The organism is Pseudoruegeria sp. SK021 (assembly GCF_002119405.1).
Taxonomy (GTDB): domain Bacteria; phylum Pseudomonadota; class Alphaproteobacteria; order Rhodobacterales; family Rhodobacteraceae; genus Meridianimarinicoccus.
The window spans coordinates 39,036-53,618 of sequence record NZ_MTBG01000011.1; the positions used below are offsets into that span (position 1 = coordinate 39,036).

At 58.0% G+C, this 14,583-nt stretch carries 26 protein-coding genes; all 26 read left to right on the forward strand.

The window, feature by feature from the left end; all coding sequences use genetic code 11:
- The first annotated feature begins 10 nt into the window (after positions 1–10).
- The 26 genes from rplC (at position 11) to BV911_RS08985 (ending at position 14,485) form a co-directional block, all read left to right on the forward strand.
- Complete coding sequence (gene rplC / locus BV911_RS08860) at positions 11–808, forward strand: 50S ribosomal protein L3 (RefSeq protein WP_086053247.1); 798 nt, start codon at positions 11–13, stop codon at positions 806–808.
- Positions 805–1,425 (forward strand): 50S ribosomal protein L4, encoded by a 621-nt coding sequence (rplD, locus tag BV911_RS08865; protein ID WP_086053248.1) that lies wholly within the window; start codon positions 805–807, stop codon positions 1,423–1,425. Before rplC ends, rplD begins: the two co-directional genes overlap by 4 nt.
- Entirely contained in the window at positions 1,422–1,718 is a 297-nt protein-coding gene (locus BV911_RS08870) for a 50S ribosomal protein L23 (RefSeq protein WP_086053249.1), read from the forward strand. The genes rplD and BV911_RS08870 overlap by 4 nt, the downstream gene beginning before the upstream one ends.
- A gap of 94 nt (positions 1,719–1,812) precedes the next feature.
- Complete coding sequence (gene rplB, locus BV911_RS08875) at positions 1,813–2,655, forward strand: 50S ribosomal protein L2 (RefSeq protein ID WP_086053250.1); 843 nt, start codon at positions 1,813–1,815, stop codon at positions 2,653–2,655.
- A 3-nt stretch (positions 2,656–2,658) separates the two neighbouring features.
- Positions 2,659–2,937: a 30S ribosomal protein S19 gene (gene rpsS, locus BV911_RS08880; protein ID WP_086053251.1), complete on the forward strand. Its 279-nt coding sequence runs from the start codon at positions 2,659–2,661 to the stop codon at positions 2,935–2,937.
- 3 nt (positions 2,938–2,940) lie between these two features.
- A complete protein-coding gene (rplV, locus tag BV911_RS08885; RefSeq protein WP_086053252.1) occupies positions 2,941–3,321 on the forward strand; it encodes a 50S ribosomal protein L22 in 381 nt (126 codons plus the stop codon).
- A complete protein-coding gene (gene rpsC / locus BV911_RS08890; protein ID WP_086053253.1) occupies positions 3,321–4,046 on the forward strand; it encodes a 30S ribosomal protein S3 in 726 nt (241 codons plus the stop codon). The genes rplV and rpsC overlap by 1 nt, the downstream gene beginning before the upstream one ends.
- Before the next feature lie 12 nt (positions 4,047–4,058).
- Positions 4,059–4,472, forward strand: a complete 414-nt coding sequence (gene rplP / locus BV911_RS08895) for a 50S ribosomal protein L16 (protein ID WP_086053254.1) — start codon at positions 4,059–4,061, stop codon at positions 4,470–4,472.
- 328 nt (positions 4,473–4,800) lie between these two features.
- A complete protein-coding gene (rpmC, locus tag BV911_RS08900) occupies positions 4,801–5,013 on the forward strand; it encodes a 50S ribosomal protein L29 (RefSeq protein ID WP_086053255.1) in 213 nt (70 codons plus the stop codon).
- 4 nt (positions 5,014–5,017) lie between these two features.
- Entirely contained in the window at positions 5,018–5,248 is a 231-nt protein-coding gene (gene rpsQ, locus BV911_RS08905; protein ID WP_086053256.1) for a 30S ribosomal protein S17, read from the forward strand.
- Between the two features lie 74 nt (positions 5,249–5,322).
- The gene (gene rplN / locus BV911_RS08910) at positions 5,323–5,691 is read left to right on the forward strand and encodes a 50S ribosomal protein L14 (protein ID WP_086053257.1); all 369 of its coding nucleotides are present in this window, start codon (positions 5,323–5,325) and stop codon (positions 5,689–5,691) included.
- A complete protein-coding gene (rplX, locus tag BV911_RS08915; protein ID WP_086053258.1) occupies positions 5,691–5,996 on the forward strand; it encodes a 50S ribosomal protein L24 in 306 nt (101 codons plus the stop codon). Before rplN ends, rplX begins: the two co-directional genes overlap by 1 nt.
- On the forward strand, positions 5,996–6,556 hold the full coding sequence (gene rplE / locus BV911_RS08920; RefSeq protein WP_086053259.1) for a 50S ribosomal protein L5: 561 nt from the start codon (positions 5,996–5,998) through the stop codon (positions 6,554–6,556). Before rplX ends, rplE begins: the two co-directional genes overlap by 1 nt.
- Before the next feature lie 19 nt (positions 6,557–6,575).
- Entirely contained in the window at positions 6,576–6,881 is a 306-nt protein-coding gene (gene rpsN / locus BV911_RS08925) for a 30S ribosomal protein S14 (protein WP_086053260.1), read from the forward strand.
- Positions 6,882–6,893: 12 nt separating this feature from the next.
- A complete protein-coding gene (rpsH, locus tag BV911_RS08930; protein ID WP_086053261.1) occupies positions 6,894–7,286 on the forward strand; it encodes a 30S ribosomal protein S8 in 393 nt (130 codons plus the stop codon).
- Positions 7,287–7,298: 12 nt separating this feature from the next.
- Positions 7,299–7,832, forward strand: a complete 534-nt coding sequence (gene rplF / locus BV911_RS08935; RefSeq protein ID WP_086053262.1) for a 50S ribosomal protein L6 — start codon at positions 7,299–7,301, stop codon at positions 7,830–7,832.
- 10 nt (positions 7,833–7,842) lie between these two features.
- Positions 7,843–8,202, forward strand: coding sequence for a 50S ribosomal protein L18 (gene rplR / locus BV911_RS08940; protein ID WP_086053263.1), 360 nt, complete (start codon positions 7,843–7,845; stop codon positions 8,200–8,202).
- A gap of 143 nt (positions 8,203–8,345) precedes the next feature.
- Positions 8,346–8,933 carry a 30S ribosomal protein S5 gene (gene rpsE, locus BV911_RS08945; protein WP_086053264.1) on the forward strand — a complete coding sequence of 196 codons (588 nt, stop codon included), beginning with the start codon at positions 8,346–8,348 and terminating at the stop codon, positions 8,931–8,933.
- A gap of 11 nt (positions 8,934–8,944) precedes the next feature.
- Positions 8,945–9,133 carry a 50S ribosomal protein L30 gene (gene rpmD / locus BV911_RS08950; protein WP_086053265.1) on the forward strand — a complete coding sequence of 63 codons (189 nt, stop codon included), beginning with the start codon at positions 8,945–8,947 and terminating at the stop codon, positions 9,131–9,133.
- A 57-nt stretch (positions 9,134–9,190) separates the two neighbouring features.
- Entirely contained in the window at positions 9,191–9,538 is a 348-nt protein-coding gene (locus BV911_RS08955; RefSeq protein WP_086053266.1) for a hypothetical protein, read from the forward strand.
- A gap of 260 nt (positions 9,539–9,798) precedes the next feature.
- A complete protein-coding gene (gene rplO, locus BV911_RS08960) occupies positions 9,799–10,272 on the forward strand; it encodes a 50S ribosomal protein L15 (RefSeq protein WP_086053267.1) in 474 nt (157 codons plus the stop codon).
- 102 nt (positions 10,273–10,374) lie between these two features.
- Positions 10,375–11,736: a preprotein translocase subunit SecY gene (gene secY, locus BV911_RS08965; protein WP_086053268.1), complete on the forward strand. Its 1,362-nt coding sequence runs from the start codon at positions 10,375–10,377 to the stop codon at positions 11,734–11,736.
- Positions 11,733–12,377: an adenylate kinase gene (locus tag BV911_RS08970; protein WP_086053269.1), complete on the forward strand. Its 645-nt coding sequence runs from the start codon at positions 11,733–11,735 to the stop codon at positions 12,375–12,377. Before secY ends, BV911_RS08970 begins: the two co-directional genes overlap by 4 nt.
- Before the next feature lie 196 nt (positions 12,378–12,573).
- Positions 12,574–12,942 carry a 30S ribosomal protein S13 gene (rpsM, locus tag BV911_RS08975; RefSeq protein WP_086053270.1) on the forward strand — a complete coding sequence of 123 codons (369 nt, stop codon included), beginning with the start codon at positions 12,574–12,576 and terminating at the stop codon, positions 12,940–12,942.
- 15 nt (positions 12,943–12,957) lie between these two features.
- Positions 12,958–13,353 carry a 30S ribosomal protein S11 gene (gene rpsK / locus BV911_RS08980; protein WP_086053271.1) on the forward strand — a complete coding sequence of 132 codons (396 nt, stop codon included), beginning with the start codon at positions 12,958–12,960 and terminating at the stop codon, positions 13,351–13,353.
- Between the two features lie 115 nt (positions 13,354–13,468).
- On the forward strand, positions 13,469–14,485 hold the full coding sequence (locus BV911_RS08985; RefSeq protein WP_086053321.1) for a DNA-directed RNA polymerase subunit alpha: 1,017 nt from the start codon (positions 13,469–13,471) through the stop codon (positions 14,483–14,485).
- Positions 14,486–14,583: the final 98 nt, after the last annotated feature.

Below are 14,583 nucleotides of genomic sequence, written 5' to 3' on the forward strand. Positions count from 1 at the left end.
GGGGCTGACCATGCGCTCTGGTGTGATTGCAAAGAAAGTGGGCATGACCCGCTTGTTCTTGGAGGATGGAAAGCAGGTTCCTGTGACCGTCCTTCAACTCGATAACCTGCAGGTGGTTGCTAAGCGCACTGCCGAGACCGATGGGTATTCCGCCGTCCAGTTGGGCGCCGGTACGGCCAAGGTCAAGCGGGTCAGCAAAGCTATGCGTGGCCATTTCGCAGTTGCGAATGTGGCCCCCAAGCGGAAGGTCGCGGAATTCCGTGTTGCCCCCGAAAACATGATCGAAGTTGGTGAAGAAATCACTGCAGATCATTATTTCGCCGGCCAATTCGTGGATGTCAGCGGTACCTCGATCGGTAAAGGCTTCCAAGGTGCGATGAAGCGGCACAACTTCGGCGGTCTTCGGGCGTCGCACGGTGTGTCGGTGAGCCACCGTTCGCACGGTTCGACTGGCCAGTGTCAGGATCCGGGCAAGGTGTTTAAGGGCAAGAAGATGGCCGGTCATATGGGTTCCGCCCGTATCACGACCCAAAATCTTCAAGTCGTGAAGACCGACTTCGACCGTGGCCTGATCATGGTCAAGGGCGCGGTTCCGGGCTCCAAGGGTGGCTGGGTGACGGTCAAGGATGCGGTGAAGAAGCCGTTCCCCGAGAATGCAATCCTGCCCGCAGGTCTGCGTTCGATCGCTGAAGAAGCCAAGCGTCTGGCGGCTGAAGCCGCGGCTCAGGCCGCTGCTGAAGAAGCTGAAGCTGCAAAAGCTGCTGCTGAACTGGCCGCCGCTGCTGAGAAGAAGGAAGGCGAGGAATGAAACTCGACGTGATCAATCTGGACGGCGTTGCAGCCGGCAGCGTCGATCTGGGCGAAGACATCTTCGGCCTGGAACCACGCGCTGACATTCTGCACCGTGTCGTCCGCTGGCAGCGCAACAATGCGCAAGCTGGCACGCACAAGGTGAAGACTCGGTCCGAGACCAGCTATTCGACCAAGAAGATCGTTCGCCAGAAAGGTTCTGGCGGCGCGCGTCACGGGGATCGCAATGCGCCGATCTTCCGCGGTGGTGGTATCTATAAAGGTCCGACTCCACGGAGCCACGGTCATGATTTGACCAAGAAGTTCCGTAAACTGGGTCTGAAGCATGCGCTCAGCTCGAAAGCCGCGACTGGCAACCTGATCGTTCTGGACGAAGCCGTTCTGAGCGAAGCGAAAACAGCGTTGCTGGCCAAAGCAGTTAAGAACCTCGGTTGGAAGCGTGTTCTGATCATCGATGGTGCTGAAGTGAACGCAAACTTTGCGCGCGCTGCGGCTAACATCGAAGGTGTGGACCTGCTGCCATCGATGGGCGCCAACGTTTATGACATCTTGAAGCGGGAAACACTCGTGTTGACCAAAGCTGGTGTCGAAGCTCTGGAGGCTCGTTTGAAATGAGCACGAAAGCACAACACTACGACGTGATCCGTAAGCCGATCATCACCGAGAAGGCCACCTTGGCTTCCGAGGCGAATGCGGTGGTATTTGAGGTGGCAATCGATGCCAACAAGCCTCAGATCAAAGAAGCGGTCGAGTCGCTGTTCAATGTCAAAGTGAAGGCCGTCAACACGACCGTCACCAAAGGCAAGGTCAAGCGGTTCCGCGGTATGCTCGGCAAACGTAAAGACGTTAAGAAGGCCTATGTGACCCTCGAAGCGGGTAACACGATTGACGTCTCTACCGGGCTCTGATAGCTCCGCATCTTCTTCGGCTCCGGAGTAATCCGGGGCCGCTACTATTAGACGATTGCCCTTCGGGGCAGAACAACAACGGAAGACAGAAAGCATGGCACTCAAGTCGTATAAACCGACGACGCCTGGCCAGCGTGGGCTGGTTCTGATCGACCGTTCGGAGCTCTGGAAAGGGCGCCCTGTTAAGAGCCTCACTGAGGGTCTGAGCAAGATGGGCGGCCGGAACAACACCGGACGGATCACGATGCGTCGCCGCGGCGGTGGCGCGAAGCGTCTCTATCGCATCGTCGATTTCAAGCGTAACAAATTCGATGTCGACGGTATCGTCGTGCGGATCGAGTATGACCCCAACCGGACCGCGTTCATCGCGCTGATCCAGTACAATGACGGCGAGCAGGCTTATATCCTTGCACCGCAACGTCTTGGGATCGGTGACAAGATCGTCGCAGGCGCCAAAGTTGACATTAAGCCGGGCAACGCGATGCCGTTCTCGGGCATGCCGATCGGTACGATCGTGCACAATGTCGAGCTGAAAGCAGGCAAGGGCGGCCAGATCGCACGCGCCGCTGGCACCTATGCCCAGTTCGTTGGTCGCGATGGCGGCTACGCTCAGATCCGGTTGTCTTCGGGCGAACTGCGTCTGGTGCGTCAGGAATGCATGGCCACCGTTGGTGCCGTGTCGAACCCTGACAACTCCAACCAAAACTTCGGTAAAGCCGGCCGTAACCGTCACAAGGGCATCCGTCCGTCGGTGCGCGGTGTGGTTATGAACCCGATTGATCACCCTCATGGTGGTGGTGAAGGCCGGACTTCGGGTGGTCGCCACCCAGTGACCCCTTGGGGTAAGCCGACCAAAGGTGCCCGCACCCGCGACAAGAACAAGGCGTCCAGCAAGCTCATCCTGCGTTCGCGTCACGCCAAGAAGAAGGGCCGCTAATAGATGGCACGCTCAGTCTGGAAGGGGCCTTTTGTCGACAGCTATGTGCTGAAGAAGGCCGAAAAATCCCGTGATTCGGGAAAGAACGAAGTCATCAAGATCTGGTCGCGTCGCTCGACGATCCTGCCCCAGTTTGTGGGCCTGACGTTTGGCGTTTACAACGGCAAGAAACACATCCCGGTGAACGTCAGCGAAGACATGATCGGTCAGAAGTTCGGTGAATATTCGCCGACGCGGACCTATTATGGCCATGCCGCCGACAAAAAAGCGAAGCGGAAGTAAGTCATGGGCAAGGAAAAGAACCCCCGGCGCGTGGCAGACAACGAAGCTATGGCGAAAGTCCGGATGCTGCGTACAAGCGCGCAAAAACTGAACCTCGTGGCGCAGATGATTCGCGGCAAGAAGGTCGACAAGGCTCTGTCTGATCTGACGTTCTCGTCCAAGCGTATCTCGGACGACGTGAAGAAATGTCTTCAGTCGGCCATCGCGAATGCCGAGAACAACCACAATCTCGACGTGGACGGTCTGATCGTTGCCGAAGCTTATGTCGGCAAGAACATGACCATGAAGCGCGGGCGTCCTCGGGCGCGTGGCCGGTTCGGCAAGATCATGAAGCCGTTCTCGGAACTGACCATCAAGGTCCGCCAGGTTGAGGAGCAAGCCTAATGGGTAATAAAGTCAATCCCGTCGGCATGCGGCTTCAGGTCAACCGGACCTGGGACAGCCGTTGGTATGCTGACACCAAAGACTACGGCGATATGCTGCTGGAAGATATCCGGATTCGCGAGTTCATCCGCAAGGAGTGCAAGCAAGCCGGGATCAGCCGTGTGATCATCGAACGTCCGCACAAGAAGTGCCGCGTTACGATCCACACTGCACGTCCGGGCGTCATCATCGGCAAAAAAGGCGCGGACATCGAGACGCTCCGCAAGAAAATTGCCGCGATGACCAAAAGCGACGTTCACTTGAACATCGTCGAAGTCCGCAAGCCCGAACTTGACGCCTATTTGGTCGCCGAGAACGTGGCACAGCAGCTGGAGCGCCGGGTGTCTTTCCGTCGCGCCATGAAGCGTGCGGTGCAGAACTCCATGCGTATGGGTGCCCTTGGTATCCGTCTGAACGTCGCGGGCCGCCTTGGTGGTGCCGAGATCGCGCGGACCGAATGGTATCGTGAAGGTCGGGTGCCGTTGCACACGCTGCGCGCAGACATCGACTATGCTTTGGTCGAAGCCATGACGCCCTACGGCATCATCGGCATCAAGGTCTGGATCTTCAAAGGCGAGATTCTGGAGCACGATCCGGCTGCACGCGACCGCAAGGCGCAGGAGCTTCAGGATGGTCCGACGCCACGTGGCGCACAGACCAACCGTGGCCCCGGCAACCGTAGGTAAGGAACCGAACAGATGCTGCAACCAAAGCGCACGAAATTCCGCAAACAGCACAAAGGCCGTATCCACGGCGAAGCTAAAGGCGGATCGGACATCTCTTTCGGGACCTATGCCCTGAAGGCGACCGAACCTGAGCGTATCACAGCGCGTCAGATCGAAGCTGCCCGTCGGGCCATGACGCGTCACATGAAGCGTCAAGGCCGTGTCTGGATCCGGATTTTCCCGGATGTTCCTGTCACCTCCAAGCCGACCGAAGTGCGGATGGGTAAAGGTAAAGGTTCTGTCGATTATTGGGCCGCTCGGGTGAAACCCGGCCGGATCATGTTCGAACTGGACGGCGTGACCGAAGTTGTTGCGCGCGAGGCCCTGCGCCTTGCTGCAATGAAGCTGCCGATCAAGACCCGCTTCGTGGTTCGCGAAGACTGGTAATCGCCTGAGCGATTTTCGCTCTGCACAAACTTAAAAATGGTCCTGCCGGGAAACCGGCGGGGCCATTTTCCATTTGTACCTCGTTATCGGCTGCAGGGGCGGGCGCGCGCTTTGTGGTGCCAGCCCGTTGTTTGGGCGCCGTGCCGCGGTTTGGGATGGGGCAGGGAGGGCGCTTAAGTGGGCGCTTTGGGTCACGTTCTGCACGAAGTTCCAATCAGTGCTTGCCATGCCCCGCCATTATCCCTATTGAGCCAGCTTCTACTCGCACTCCACCGGATTCGGCGTCACCCGCTAGGGGCGTTCCGGTGACGTTGAAAGGAAAAGGGCGATGAACGCCACTGAACTACGTGACAAGACCCCAGATCAGCTTCGTGAAGAGCTGGTCAATCTGAAGAAAGAGGCCTTCAACCTCCGCTTTCAACAGGCCACCGGGCAACTTGAAAATACTGCACGCATGCGCGTCGTCCGTCGTGGCGCCGCTCGCGTGATGACCATTCTGAACCAAAAAGCCGCTGAAGCGGCTGCTGAAAAGGGAGCCTAACACTATGCCCAAACGCATCCTGACCGGCACCGTGACCAGCAGCAAAAACGAGCAGACCGTGACCGTTTCGGTCGAGCGTCGCTTTACGCACCCGGTTCTGAAGAAGACGATTCGTAAGTCCAAGAAATACCGGGCTCACGACGAGCAGAACACCTTCAAAGAAGGCGATCAGGTTCGCATCATTGAATGTGCGCCGCGCTCGAAAACGAAACGCTGGGAAGTTCTGACCGCCTAAGGTCGTTACTTTCTGGTTTACGAAACCCTGGGGGAATGGGCATGAAGCCCCCCCAAAGGTCGGGAGAAACCTAAATGATCCAGATGCAGACCAATCTGGATGTTGCTGACAACTCCGGCGCACGCCGGGTGCAGTGCATCAAGGTCCTTGGCGGCTCGCATCGCCGCTATGCTTCTGTCGGCGACATCATCATGGTGTCGGTGAAAGAGGCTATTCCCCGTGGACGCGTTAAGAAGGGTGATGTCCGTAAGGCTGTCGTCGTTCGCACCGCGAAAGAAGTCCGCCGGGAAGATGGCACCGCGATCCGTTTTGATCGTAATGCCGCCGTCATTCTAAACAACAACAATGAGCCGATCGGCACCCGTATCTTTGGGCCGGTGGTTCGTGAACTGCGCGCGAAGAACTTCATGAAGATCATCTCGCTTGCGCCGGAGGTGCTGTAATGGCTGCCAAGCTCCGCAAAGGTGACAAGGTTCTGGTTCTGTCCGGTAAGGACAAGGGCCGTGAAGGCGAAATCACTTCGGTTAACCCGCAAGCCGGCAAGGCTGTGGTTGACGGCGTGAATATTTCTATTCGTCACGTCAAGCAGACCCAGAACACTCAGGGTGGTCGCGTACCGACCGCAACCCCGATTGATCTGTCCAATCTGGCTTTGATCGACACAAACGGCAAACCCACCCGGATCGGCTTCCGCATGGAAGACGGTAAGAAAGTGCGCTTCGCCAAGACCACGGGGGAGACCGTCTGATGCTCGACACCACCGATTATACCCCGCGCCTAAAAGCTCAGTACCGTTCGACGATCCGGGCTCAGATGAAGGAAGAATTCTCGTACAAGAACGAGATGATGATCCCGCGTCTGGACAAGATCGTTCTGAACATGGGCGTCGGCGAGGCCGTGAAGGACACCAAAAAGGTGAAATTCGCACAAGAAGACATGACCACCATCGCCGGTCAGAAAGCTCTCATCACCTACGCCAAGAAATCTGTTGCAAGCTTCCGGGTTCGCGAAGAGATGCCGCTTGGTTGTAAAGTGACGTTGCGCGCCGAGAAGATGTACGAATTCCTCGATCGTCTGGTCACCATCGCACTGCCACGCGTTCGCGACTTCCGCGGCATTTCGCCGAAGTCCTTCGACGGTCGTGGCAACTATGCCATGGGTCTGAAAGAGCACATCGTGTTCCCCGAAATCGAGTACGACAAAGTCGACTCGGTCCTCGGTATGGACATCATCATTTGTACAACCGCGAAGACCGACGCGGAAGCCAAGGCGCTGTTGAAGTTCTTCAACATGCCCTTCACCAGCTGATCGCGGGAGAGACACGAACATGGCAAAAAAAGCAATGATCGAACGCCAGTTGAAGCGTGAGAAGCTGGTGGAACAGTACGCCGCCAAACGCGCTGAACTGAAAGCGATCGCGAAAGATGACAGTCTTCCGATGGAAGAGCGGTTCAAAGCCCGCTTGAAATTGGCAAAACTGCCGCGCAACTCGTCCGCAACCCGTCTTCACAACCGTTGTCAGCTGACCGGCCGCCCGCATGCGTACTACCGCAAGCTAAAGCTGTCCCGGATCGCGCTGCGGGAACTTGGCTCGAATGGCCAAATCCCCGGTCTCGTGAAATCGAGCTGGTAAGGAGGGCAAAGAATGAACGATCCTCTTGGTGATATGCTGACCCGCATCCGCAATGCGCAGATGCGTGGGAAGTCCGTAGTTAAGTCGCCAGCCTCCAAGCTGCGCGTCTGGGTTCTCGATGTGCTGGCCAACGAAGGCTATATCCGTGGGTATGAGAAAACCACGGACGAAAACGGCCATCCTGCCCTTGAAATCAGCCTGAAGTATTTCGATGGCGCCCCGGTTATTCGCGAAATCCACCGCGTTTCGACCCCCGGCCGTCGTGTGTACTCGGGTTCCCAGGAATTGCCGCAGGTCCGTCAGGGCTTGGGTGTTTCCATCGTCTCCACGCCCCGCGGCGTGATGTCGGATGCTGCTGCACGTTCTGCCAATGTTGGCGGCGAAGTGCTCTGCACCGTATTCTAAGGAGGGCAGGATATGTCTCGTATCGGTAAAAAGCCGGTTGCCCTTCCGTCGGGTGTCACCGCAACGGTGTCCGGTCAGACCGTTGAAGTAAAGGGGCCGAAAGGCACCCGGAGCTTCACCGCGTCCGATCAGATCAACGTGACTATGGAAGAGGGCGCCATCTCGGTGATGCCTCGTGGCAAGTCCAAGGTTGCTTTGCAGCATTGGGGTATGTCGCGGACCATGGTTGGCAACCTCGTTGAGGGTGTGACCACGGGCTTCCGCAAGGAACTGGAAATCAACGGTGTTGGTTACCGGGCTCAAATGGTCGGCACCAACTTGAAGTTGGCGCTTGGCTATAGCCACGACGTTGAATTCATCGTCCCCGAAGGTGTGACCGTCAGCTGCCCCAAGCAGACCGAGATCATCATCGAGGGCATCGATCAGCAACTCGTCGGCCAAGTCGCGGCAAACATCCGCGAATGGCGTGCGCCTGAGCCCTATAAGGGCAAGGGTATCAAGTACAAAGACGAGTTCATCTTCCGCAAGGAAGGCAAGAAGAAGTAAGGACGGGCACATGGCAAACAGCAAAAGAACACTGTTTCTGAAGCGCCGTATGCGCGTTCGGAACAAACTGCGGAAAATGGCGAATGGGCGTCCGCGCCTGTCGGTTCACCGCAGCAACAAGAACATCAGCGTCCAGCTGATCGACGATGTGAATGGCGTGACCTTGGTCTCGGCGTCCTCGCTCGAGAAGGATCTGGGCGTTGTCGGGAAGAACAACATCGACGCGGCGACCAAAGTTGGTTCGGCTATTGCCGAGCGGGCTAAGGCAAAGGGCCTCGACGAATGTTATTTCGACCGCGGCGGTTTCCTGTTCCACGGGAAGGTGAAGGCTTTGGCCGACGCAGCCCGTGAAGGTGGCCTGAAGTTCTAAAGACTTAGAGGGGCACCCGGTTGGGTGCCCCATTCTATTGAGTGGAGGTGGCGTTTCGGTGCTGCCTCGATGATCCAGGGGCCGTTTTTGCCTACTGCGATTGACCGAATGCGGCACCTCGTGCCGTAACGAAAGGATGCCGTATGGCTAGAGAAGACAACCGCCGGCAAGGTCGCGATCGCGACGAAAACCCGGAATTCGCCGATCGTCTGGTTGCGATCAACCGCGTCTCCAAGACCGTTAAGGGTGGTAAGCGCTTTGGCTTTGCCGCGCTTGTCGTCGTTGGCGACCAAAAGGGCCGCGTCGGCTTCGGCAAGGGCAAGGCCAAAGAGGTCCCCGAGGCGATCCGTAAGGCAACCGAGCAAGCCCGTCGTCAGCTGGTCCGTATCCCGCTGCGCGAAGGTCGCACGCTGCACCATGACATGCAGGGCCGTTGGGGCGCTGGCAAAGTCGTGATGCGCACAGCACCGCAAGGTACCGGCATCATCGCTGGTGGTCCAATGCGCGCTGTGTTCGAGATGCTGGGTGTGCAGGACGTTGTTGCGAAGTCGCAAGGCTCGCAGAACCCGTACAACATGATCCGGGCAACGATCGATGGCCTGACCAAGGAAAGCAGCCCCCGTATGGTGGCACAGCGCCGTGGTAAAAAGGTCTCTGATATTCTTCCCAAGCGGGATGACGCACCGGTTTCGGCTGACGCCGAAGCAGCTGCTGAAACCGCAGACGCGTGAGGATCGAATCAATGGCAAAAACCATCGTCGTCAAGCAGGTGGGTTCGCCCATCCGTCGCCCCGCCAAGCAGCGTGCTACGCTGGTCGGCCTCGGCCTGAACAAGATGCACAAGACCCGTGAACTGGAAGATACCCCTTCCGTTCGTGGCATGGTCAACAGCATCCCACATCTGGTCGAAATTATCGAAGAGCGCGGTTAAACCGTGTTTGCCCTCCGCTTCGGCGGGGGGCATTTTCTATTGTCTGGATCGACTCCCATGTTCGATTTCTCTGCCCTGCTAACCGCCGCTCAGACTTGGAACAAAGCAGCGTTTGCGTATGGGCAGATGGTGATCACGGCCAATGTGGTGATCCAACGCCGGTGTATGCAAATGGCGCTTGGAACCATGAAGCCGGAAGAAGCCGCGCGGATGGTGCTTGAAAAGCCTGCTGCGATGGCAAAATTATTTGAGATGGCGGCGCGAGCCCATGCGGCACAGCGCGGCACAGCAGCAGTGGCGCTTGCGGCAATTACGCCCATCGGTGCCAAAACAGCGTCTAACGCCAAGCGGTTGAGCGGTCCCAAGACTGCATCCCGTCGTGGCAGCGGCCCCACCAAGGGCTGACGCGCAGTGGCCGCTTAGCGGTCGTGCAACATGCGTTTCCGGCGATCCTGGCTCGGTGGGCAGCGATGTCACCAGAGGGATTTCCCGAGAGGTGCTTGATCCTCGCGCTAGGCGCGTGTATCAGGCGCGATGTTCCGGTCTCGGCCGGAGCCAGACGACCAAGACACTTTGCGGGCCGATGGCCTGCATCCTGATTAGAAACGCCGAGTCTGCCTCACACCGTCGCTGGTAGGGCATGTCCGGCATAGGAGTTAAGCGACATGAAACTGCATGAACTGCACGACAATCCCGGCGCCACCAAAAAGCGCAAGCGCATCGGTCGCGGTCCGGGTTCCGGCACTGGTAAGACCGGTGGTCGCGGGATCAAGGGTCAAAACTCGCGTTCGGGTGTGGCGATCAATGGGTATGAAGGCGGCCAAATGCCCCTCTACCAGCGGTTGCCTAAGCGCGGCTTCAACAAGCCGAATCGGAGAGCATACGCCGTCATCAACTTGGGCCTGATCCAGAAGTTCATCGACGCGGGCAAGCTCGACGCAAGTGCGCCGATCACCGAAGACGTGTTGGTGTCGACTGGCGCGATCCGGCGCAAGCTGGACGGTGTTCGCATCCTTGCAAAGGGCGAATTGACCACAGCGGTCACCTTGACCGTCACTGGCGCATCGGCTTCGGCCATTGAGGCCGTTTCGAAAGCAGGCGGTTCACTGACGGCCACTTCGGCGGTTGCGGCAGAGTAAACGGTTGTGGGCGGCGTAATTGCCGCTTACATCTTTCTCAGGTTTTCCAGCGCCGCCGATCCGGAAGCCGGGTCGGCGGCGCAACGTTGAAAGAGACACAGCATGGCATCGGCTGCGGAACAAATGGCGGCGAACATGAGCTGGGGCGCCTTCGGGAAGGCGACCGAGCTCAGGCAGCGCATCCTCTTCACCATCGGACTTTTGATGGTCTATCGGCTGGGAACGTATATTCCTGTGCCCGGCATCGACGGCGGGGAATTGCGCGCCTTTATGGAGCAGGCCTCGGCCGGCATCGGCGGCATTCTGAACATGTTCACTGGCGGCGCGATCAGCCGGATGGGCATTTTTGCGCTCGGCATCATGCCTTATATTTCTGCCTCGATCATTATTCAGCTGTTGGGCTCCATGTGGGCGCCTCTGGAGCAGTTGAAAAAAGAAGGTGAGCAGGGCCGCCGCAAGATGAACCAGTACACGCGCTACGGCACCGTGCTGCTGGCGACGTTCCAAGCCTACGGTCTGGCGATCAGCCTCGAATCGGGCGGTTTGGTCACCGATCCCGGTTGGTTCTTCCGCATTGCCTGTATCATCACGCTGGTCGGCGGCACCATGTTCCTGATGTGGCTGGGTGAGCAGATCACCGCTCGCGGCATCGGCAACGGCATCTCTTTGATCATTTTCGTCGGTATTGTTGCCGAACTTCCGGCCGCACTGGCACAGTTCTTCAGCCAAGGTCGCTCTGGCGCAATTAGCCCTGCAGTGATTATTGGCGTGCTGATCATGGTTCTGGCGCTGGTGGCCTTCGTCGTCTTTATGGAGCGCGCGCTGCGCAAAATCCACATCCAGTACCCGCGCCGCCAAGTTGGCATGAAGGTCTATGATGGTGGTAATTCGCATCTGCCGATCAAGGTCAACCCGGCTGGGGTCATCCCGGCGATCTTCGCCTCGTCACTGCTGCTGTTGCCGACCACGCTGGCGACCTTCTCGGGCAATCAGACCGGTCCGGTCCTGTCCACGATCTTGGCCTATTTCGGCCCTGGTCAGCCGCTGTACCTGCTGTTCATGACCGCAATGGTGGTGTTCTTCACCTATTTCTACACCCAGAACGTTGCATTTAAGACGGATGAAGTTGCGGACAACCTGAAGAACCAGAATGGCTTTGTTCCGGGCATTCGGCCCGGCAAGCGTACGGCCGAGTATCTGGATTACGTGGTTGCCAGGGTTCTGGTCATTGGCTCGGCCTATTTGGCCCTCGTGGTCCTGTTCCCTGAGATTTTGCGGTCGCAATTGGCGGTGCCGTTCTACTTCGGTGGTACGTCGGTCTTGATCGTGGTGTCGGTCACCATGGACACCATCCAACAGGTTCAGTCGCATATGCTGGCGCATCAGTATGAAGGCCTGATCGAGAAATCTAACCTTCGGGGGAAGAAGCGTTCCTCCGCTAGAAAGGGACCCTCCCGTCGATGAATATTATTCTACTGGGGCCTCCGGGGGCCGGTAAGGGAACGCAAGCCAAGCGCCTGGTCGAAGAACGTGGCATGGTGCAGCTGTCCACCGGGGACATGTTGCGCGAGGCCCGCACGTCGGGCACCGCCATGGGCAACAAGGTTGCGGCCATCATGGATGCTGGCGAACTGGTGACGGACGCAATCGTGATCGGCCTGATCGAAGAAAAGCTGCAGGGCGATATCGGCGGCGGCGTGATCTTTGACGGCTTCCCGCGGACCTTGGCGCAAGCCGATGCTTTGTCCGAGATGCTGACCCGCAATGGTCAAACTCTGGACGCGGTTGTCGCGATGGAAGTCAACGATCACGAACTGATCGAGCGGATCACCGGGCGCTTTACCTGCGCCAAGTGTGGGGCAGGGTATCACGACGCGTTCAAGCTGCCCGCTGCCGAAGGTGTCTGCGATGTGTGTGGCGGAACCGAGTTTACGCGCCGCAAGGATGATAACGAGGAAAGCCTGCAAACCCGGCTGACCGAATACTACAAGAAGACGTCGCCGTTGATCGGTTACTACCATGCCAAGGGCCAACTTGCTTGGGTTAAGGGGCTTGGATCGATGGATGACGTCGCCGGAGATATAGCCAAGGTTTTGGATGCTTGACGAAACCGTGATCCCACGGACTTGACGACTCGTAAAAATATCCATAAGCCGACGCTTCTCATATGAGAATCGGTCCGCCGGTGCCGCAAGGCATGGTCGGACCGGAGTGAATACTTCTGAGGCCGGACCTCACGTCCGGCTAAAGTTGTGAAAAAAGGTTCTGGGGTTACGGAACCGCAACGAAAGGACAGACCACGTGGCACGTATTGCCGGCGTAAACATCCCGACCAACAAACGGGTTCCAATCGCCCTTACATATATTCATGGCATCGGCCCGTCTGGCGCTGCGCAAGTTTGCGAAGCTGTCGGCATCGATGCGACTCGTCGTGTTAACGAACTCAGCGACGCCGAAGTTCTGGCGATGCGCGAGTTTATCGACGCGAATTTGACTGTCGAAGGCGACCTGCGCCGCGAAGTTCAAATGAACGTCAAGCGTTTGATGGATCTTGGCTGCTACCGCGGTCTGCGCCATCGTCGTGGTCTTCCGGTGCGTGGTCAGCGGACCCACACCAACGCGCGTACCCGCAAGGGCCCTGCAAAAGCCATCGCTGGCAAGAAGAAATAAGGGGGCGCACAGATCATGGCACGCGATACCAAAACACGCACGACCAAGAAAAAAGAACGCAAGAACATCGCCGCTGGTGTGGCGCATGTGAACTCGACGTTCAACAACACCAAGATCTTGATCTCGGACGTTCAGGGCAATGCAATCGCATGGTCCTCGGCTGGGACCATGGGCTTCAAAGGCTCGCGTAAGTCGACGCCTTACGCCGCTCAGCTTGCCGCAGAAGACGCTGGCAAGAAAGCTCAGGATCACGGCGTTAAGACCATCGAAGTCGAAGTGCAGGGCCCGGGTTCGGGTCGTGAAAGCGCGCTGCGCGCTTTGGCGGCTGTCGGGTTCAACATCACCTCGATCCGCGACGTGTCGCCGATTGCGCATAACGGCTGCCGGCCGCCCAAGCGCCGCCGCGTCTGACACACGGCAAACATTGGCTGGGCCGCTCCGTCAGGAGCGGCCGGCTTTTGTCATTTTATCCTCGGGTGTTCCCGACTTCGGACATGAGACGGGAACGAGCATGGAGGCGACAGGCATGATCCAAAAAAATTGGCAAGAACTTATCAAACCGACGCAACTGGACATTCGTCCGGGTGCGGACCCGCAGCGCAAGGCGACCGTGACAGCAGAACCGCTGGAGCGCGGCTTTGGCTTGACCATGGGCAACGCATTGCGCCGGGTTCTGATGTCGTCGCTTCAGGGCGCCGCCATTATCAGCGTTCAGATTGATAACGTTCTGCATGAATTCTCCAGCGTTGCTGGCGTTCGCGAAGACGTGACCGACATCGTTCTTAATCTTAAGGGCGTTGCGATCCGGATGGAAGCGGAAGGCCCGAAGCGGGTGTCGATCTCGGCCAAAGGGCCGGGCGTCGTGACCGCAGGCGACATCTCGCAGACCGCCGGGATCGAGGTTCTGAACCGCGATCACGTGATCTGTCACTTGGATGACGGCGCTGATCTGTTCATGGAACTGACCGTCGGCACCGGCAAAGGCTATGTCGCGGCGGACAAGAACCGTCCCGAAGATGCGCCCATCGGTCTGATCCCGATCGACGCGATCTATTCGCCGGTCAAGCGCGTCAGCTATGATGTGCAGCCCACCCGTGAGGGCCAGGTGCTGGACTATGACAAGCTGACACTGACGCTGGAAACCGACGGGTCGATCACCCCGGATGATGCCGTGGCTTATGCTGCGCGTATCCTTCAGGACCAGTTGCAGATCTTCGTCAACTTCGACGAGCCGGAACCGGCCCGCGCGGACAACGAAGATGATGGGCTGGAATTCAACCCGTTGCTTCTGAAGAAGGTCGACGAGTTGGAGTTGTCGGTCCGTTCGGCAAACTGCCTGAAGAATGACAACATCGTCTATATCGGCGATTTGATCCAGAAGACTGAAGCAGAAATGCTGCGCACCCCGAACTTCGGCCGCAAGTCCTTGAACGAGATCAAGGAAGTGCTGTCGGGTATGGGTCTGCACCTTGGTATGGACGTCGAAGATTGGCCGCCTGAGAATATCGAAGACATGGCCAAGAAGTTCGAAGACCAGTTCTAAAAGATTTGCGGCAGGTGCCTTTGGTGCCTGCCGCATCGCCACACGGTACCGCGCCGTTGGCATGAAGACCCGGGCACTTCTGCCCCAATAAGGAGCGC

Coding starts and splice junctions, on each gene's coding strand:
- rpsC (WP_086053253.1), top strand. CDS start 3,321: ATGGGTAATAAAGTCAATCCCGTCGGCATGCGGCTTCAGGTCAACCGG.
- rplD (WP_086053248.1), top strand. CDS start 805: ATGAAACTCGACGTGATCAATCTGGACGGCGTTGCAGCCGGCAGCGTC.
- rpsK (WP_086053271.1), top strand. CDS start 12,958: ATGGCACGCGATACCAAAACACGCACGACCAAGAAAAAAGAACGCAAG.
- rpmC (WP_086053255.1), top strand. CDS start 4,801: ATGAACGCCACTGAACTACGTGACAAGACCCCAGATCAGCTTCGTGAA.
- rplP (WP_086053254.1), top strand. CDS start 4,059: ATGCTGCAACCAAAGCGCACGAAATTCCGCAAACAGCACAAAGGCCGT.
- rplC (WP_086053247.1), top strand. CDS start 11: ATGCGCTCTGGTGTGATTGCAAAGAAAGTGGGCATGACCCGCTTGTTC.
- rpsS (WP_086053251.1), top strand. CDS start 2,659: ATGGCACGCTCAGTCTGGAAGGGGCCTTTTGTCGACAGCTATGTGCTG.
- rplR (WP_086053263.1), top strand. CDS start 7,843: ATGGCAAACAGCAAAAGAACACTGTTTCTGAAGCGCCGTATGCGCGTT.
- rpsH (WP_086053261.1), top strand. CDS start 6,894: ATGAACGATCCTCTTGGTGATATGCTGACCCGCATCCGCAATGCGCAG.
- rpsN (WP_086053260.1), top strand. CDS start 6,576: ATGGCAAAAAAAGCAATGATCGAACGCCAGTTGAAGCGTGAGAAGCTG.
- rpsQ (WP_086053256.1), top strand. CDS start 5,018: ATGCCCAAACGCATCCTGACCGGCACCGTGACCAGCAGCAAAAACGAG.
- rplN (WP_086053257.1), top strand. CDS start 5,323: ATGATCCAGATGCAGACCAATCTGGATGTTGCTGACAACTCCGGCGCA.
- rplF (WP_086053262.1), top strand. CDS start 7,299: ATGTCTCGTATCGGTAAAAAGCCGGTTGCCCTTCCGTCGGGTGTCACC.
- rplE (WP_086053259.1), top strand. CDS start 5,996: ATGCTCGACACCACCGATTATACCCCGCGCCTAAAAGCTCAGTACCGT.
- rplX (WP_086053258.1), top strand. CDS start 5,691: ATGGCTGCCAAGCTCCGCAAAGGTGACAAGGTTCTGGTTCTGTCCGGT.
- rplB (WP_086053250.1), top strand. CDS start 1,813: ATGGCACTCAAGTCGTATAAACCGACGACGCCTGGCCAGCGTGGGCTG.
- rplV (WP_086053252.1), top strand. CDS start 2,941: ATGGGCAAGGAAAAGAACCCCCGGCGCGTGGCAGACAACGAAGCTATG.
- rplO (WP_086053267.1), top strand. CDS start 9,799: ATGAAACTGCATGAACTGCACGACAATCCCGGCGCCACCAAAAAGCGC.
- BV911_RS08955 (WP_086053266.1), top strand. CDS start 9,191: ATGTTCGATTTCTCTGCCCTGCTAACCGCCGCTCAGACTTGGAACAAA.
- rpmD (WP_086053265.1), top strand. CDS start 8,945: ATGGCAAAAACCATCGTCGTCAAGCAGGTGGGTTCGCCCATCCGTCGC.
- rpsE (WP_086053264.1), top strand. CDS start 8,346: ATGGCTAGAGAAGACAACCGCCGGCAAGGTCGCGATCGCGACGAAAAC.
- BV911_RS08870 (WP_086053249.1), top strand. CDS start 1,422: ATGAGCACGAAAGCACAACACTACGACGTGATCCGTAAGCCGATCATC.
- BV911_RS08985 (WP_086053321.1), top strand. CDS start 13,469: ATGATCCAAAAAAATTGGCAAGAACTTATCAAACCGACGCAACTGGAC.
- secY (WP_086053268.1), top strand. CDS start 10,375: ATGGCATCGGCTGCGGAACAAATGGCGGCGAACATGAGCTGGGGCGCC.
- BV911_RS08970 (WP_086053269.1), top strand. CDS start 11,733: ATGAATATTATTCTACTGGGGCCTCCGGGGGCCGGTAAGGGAACGCAA.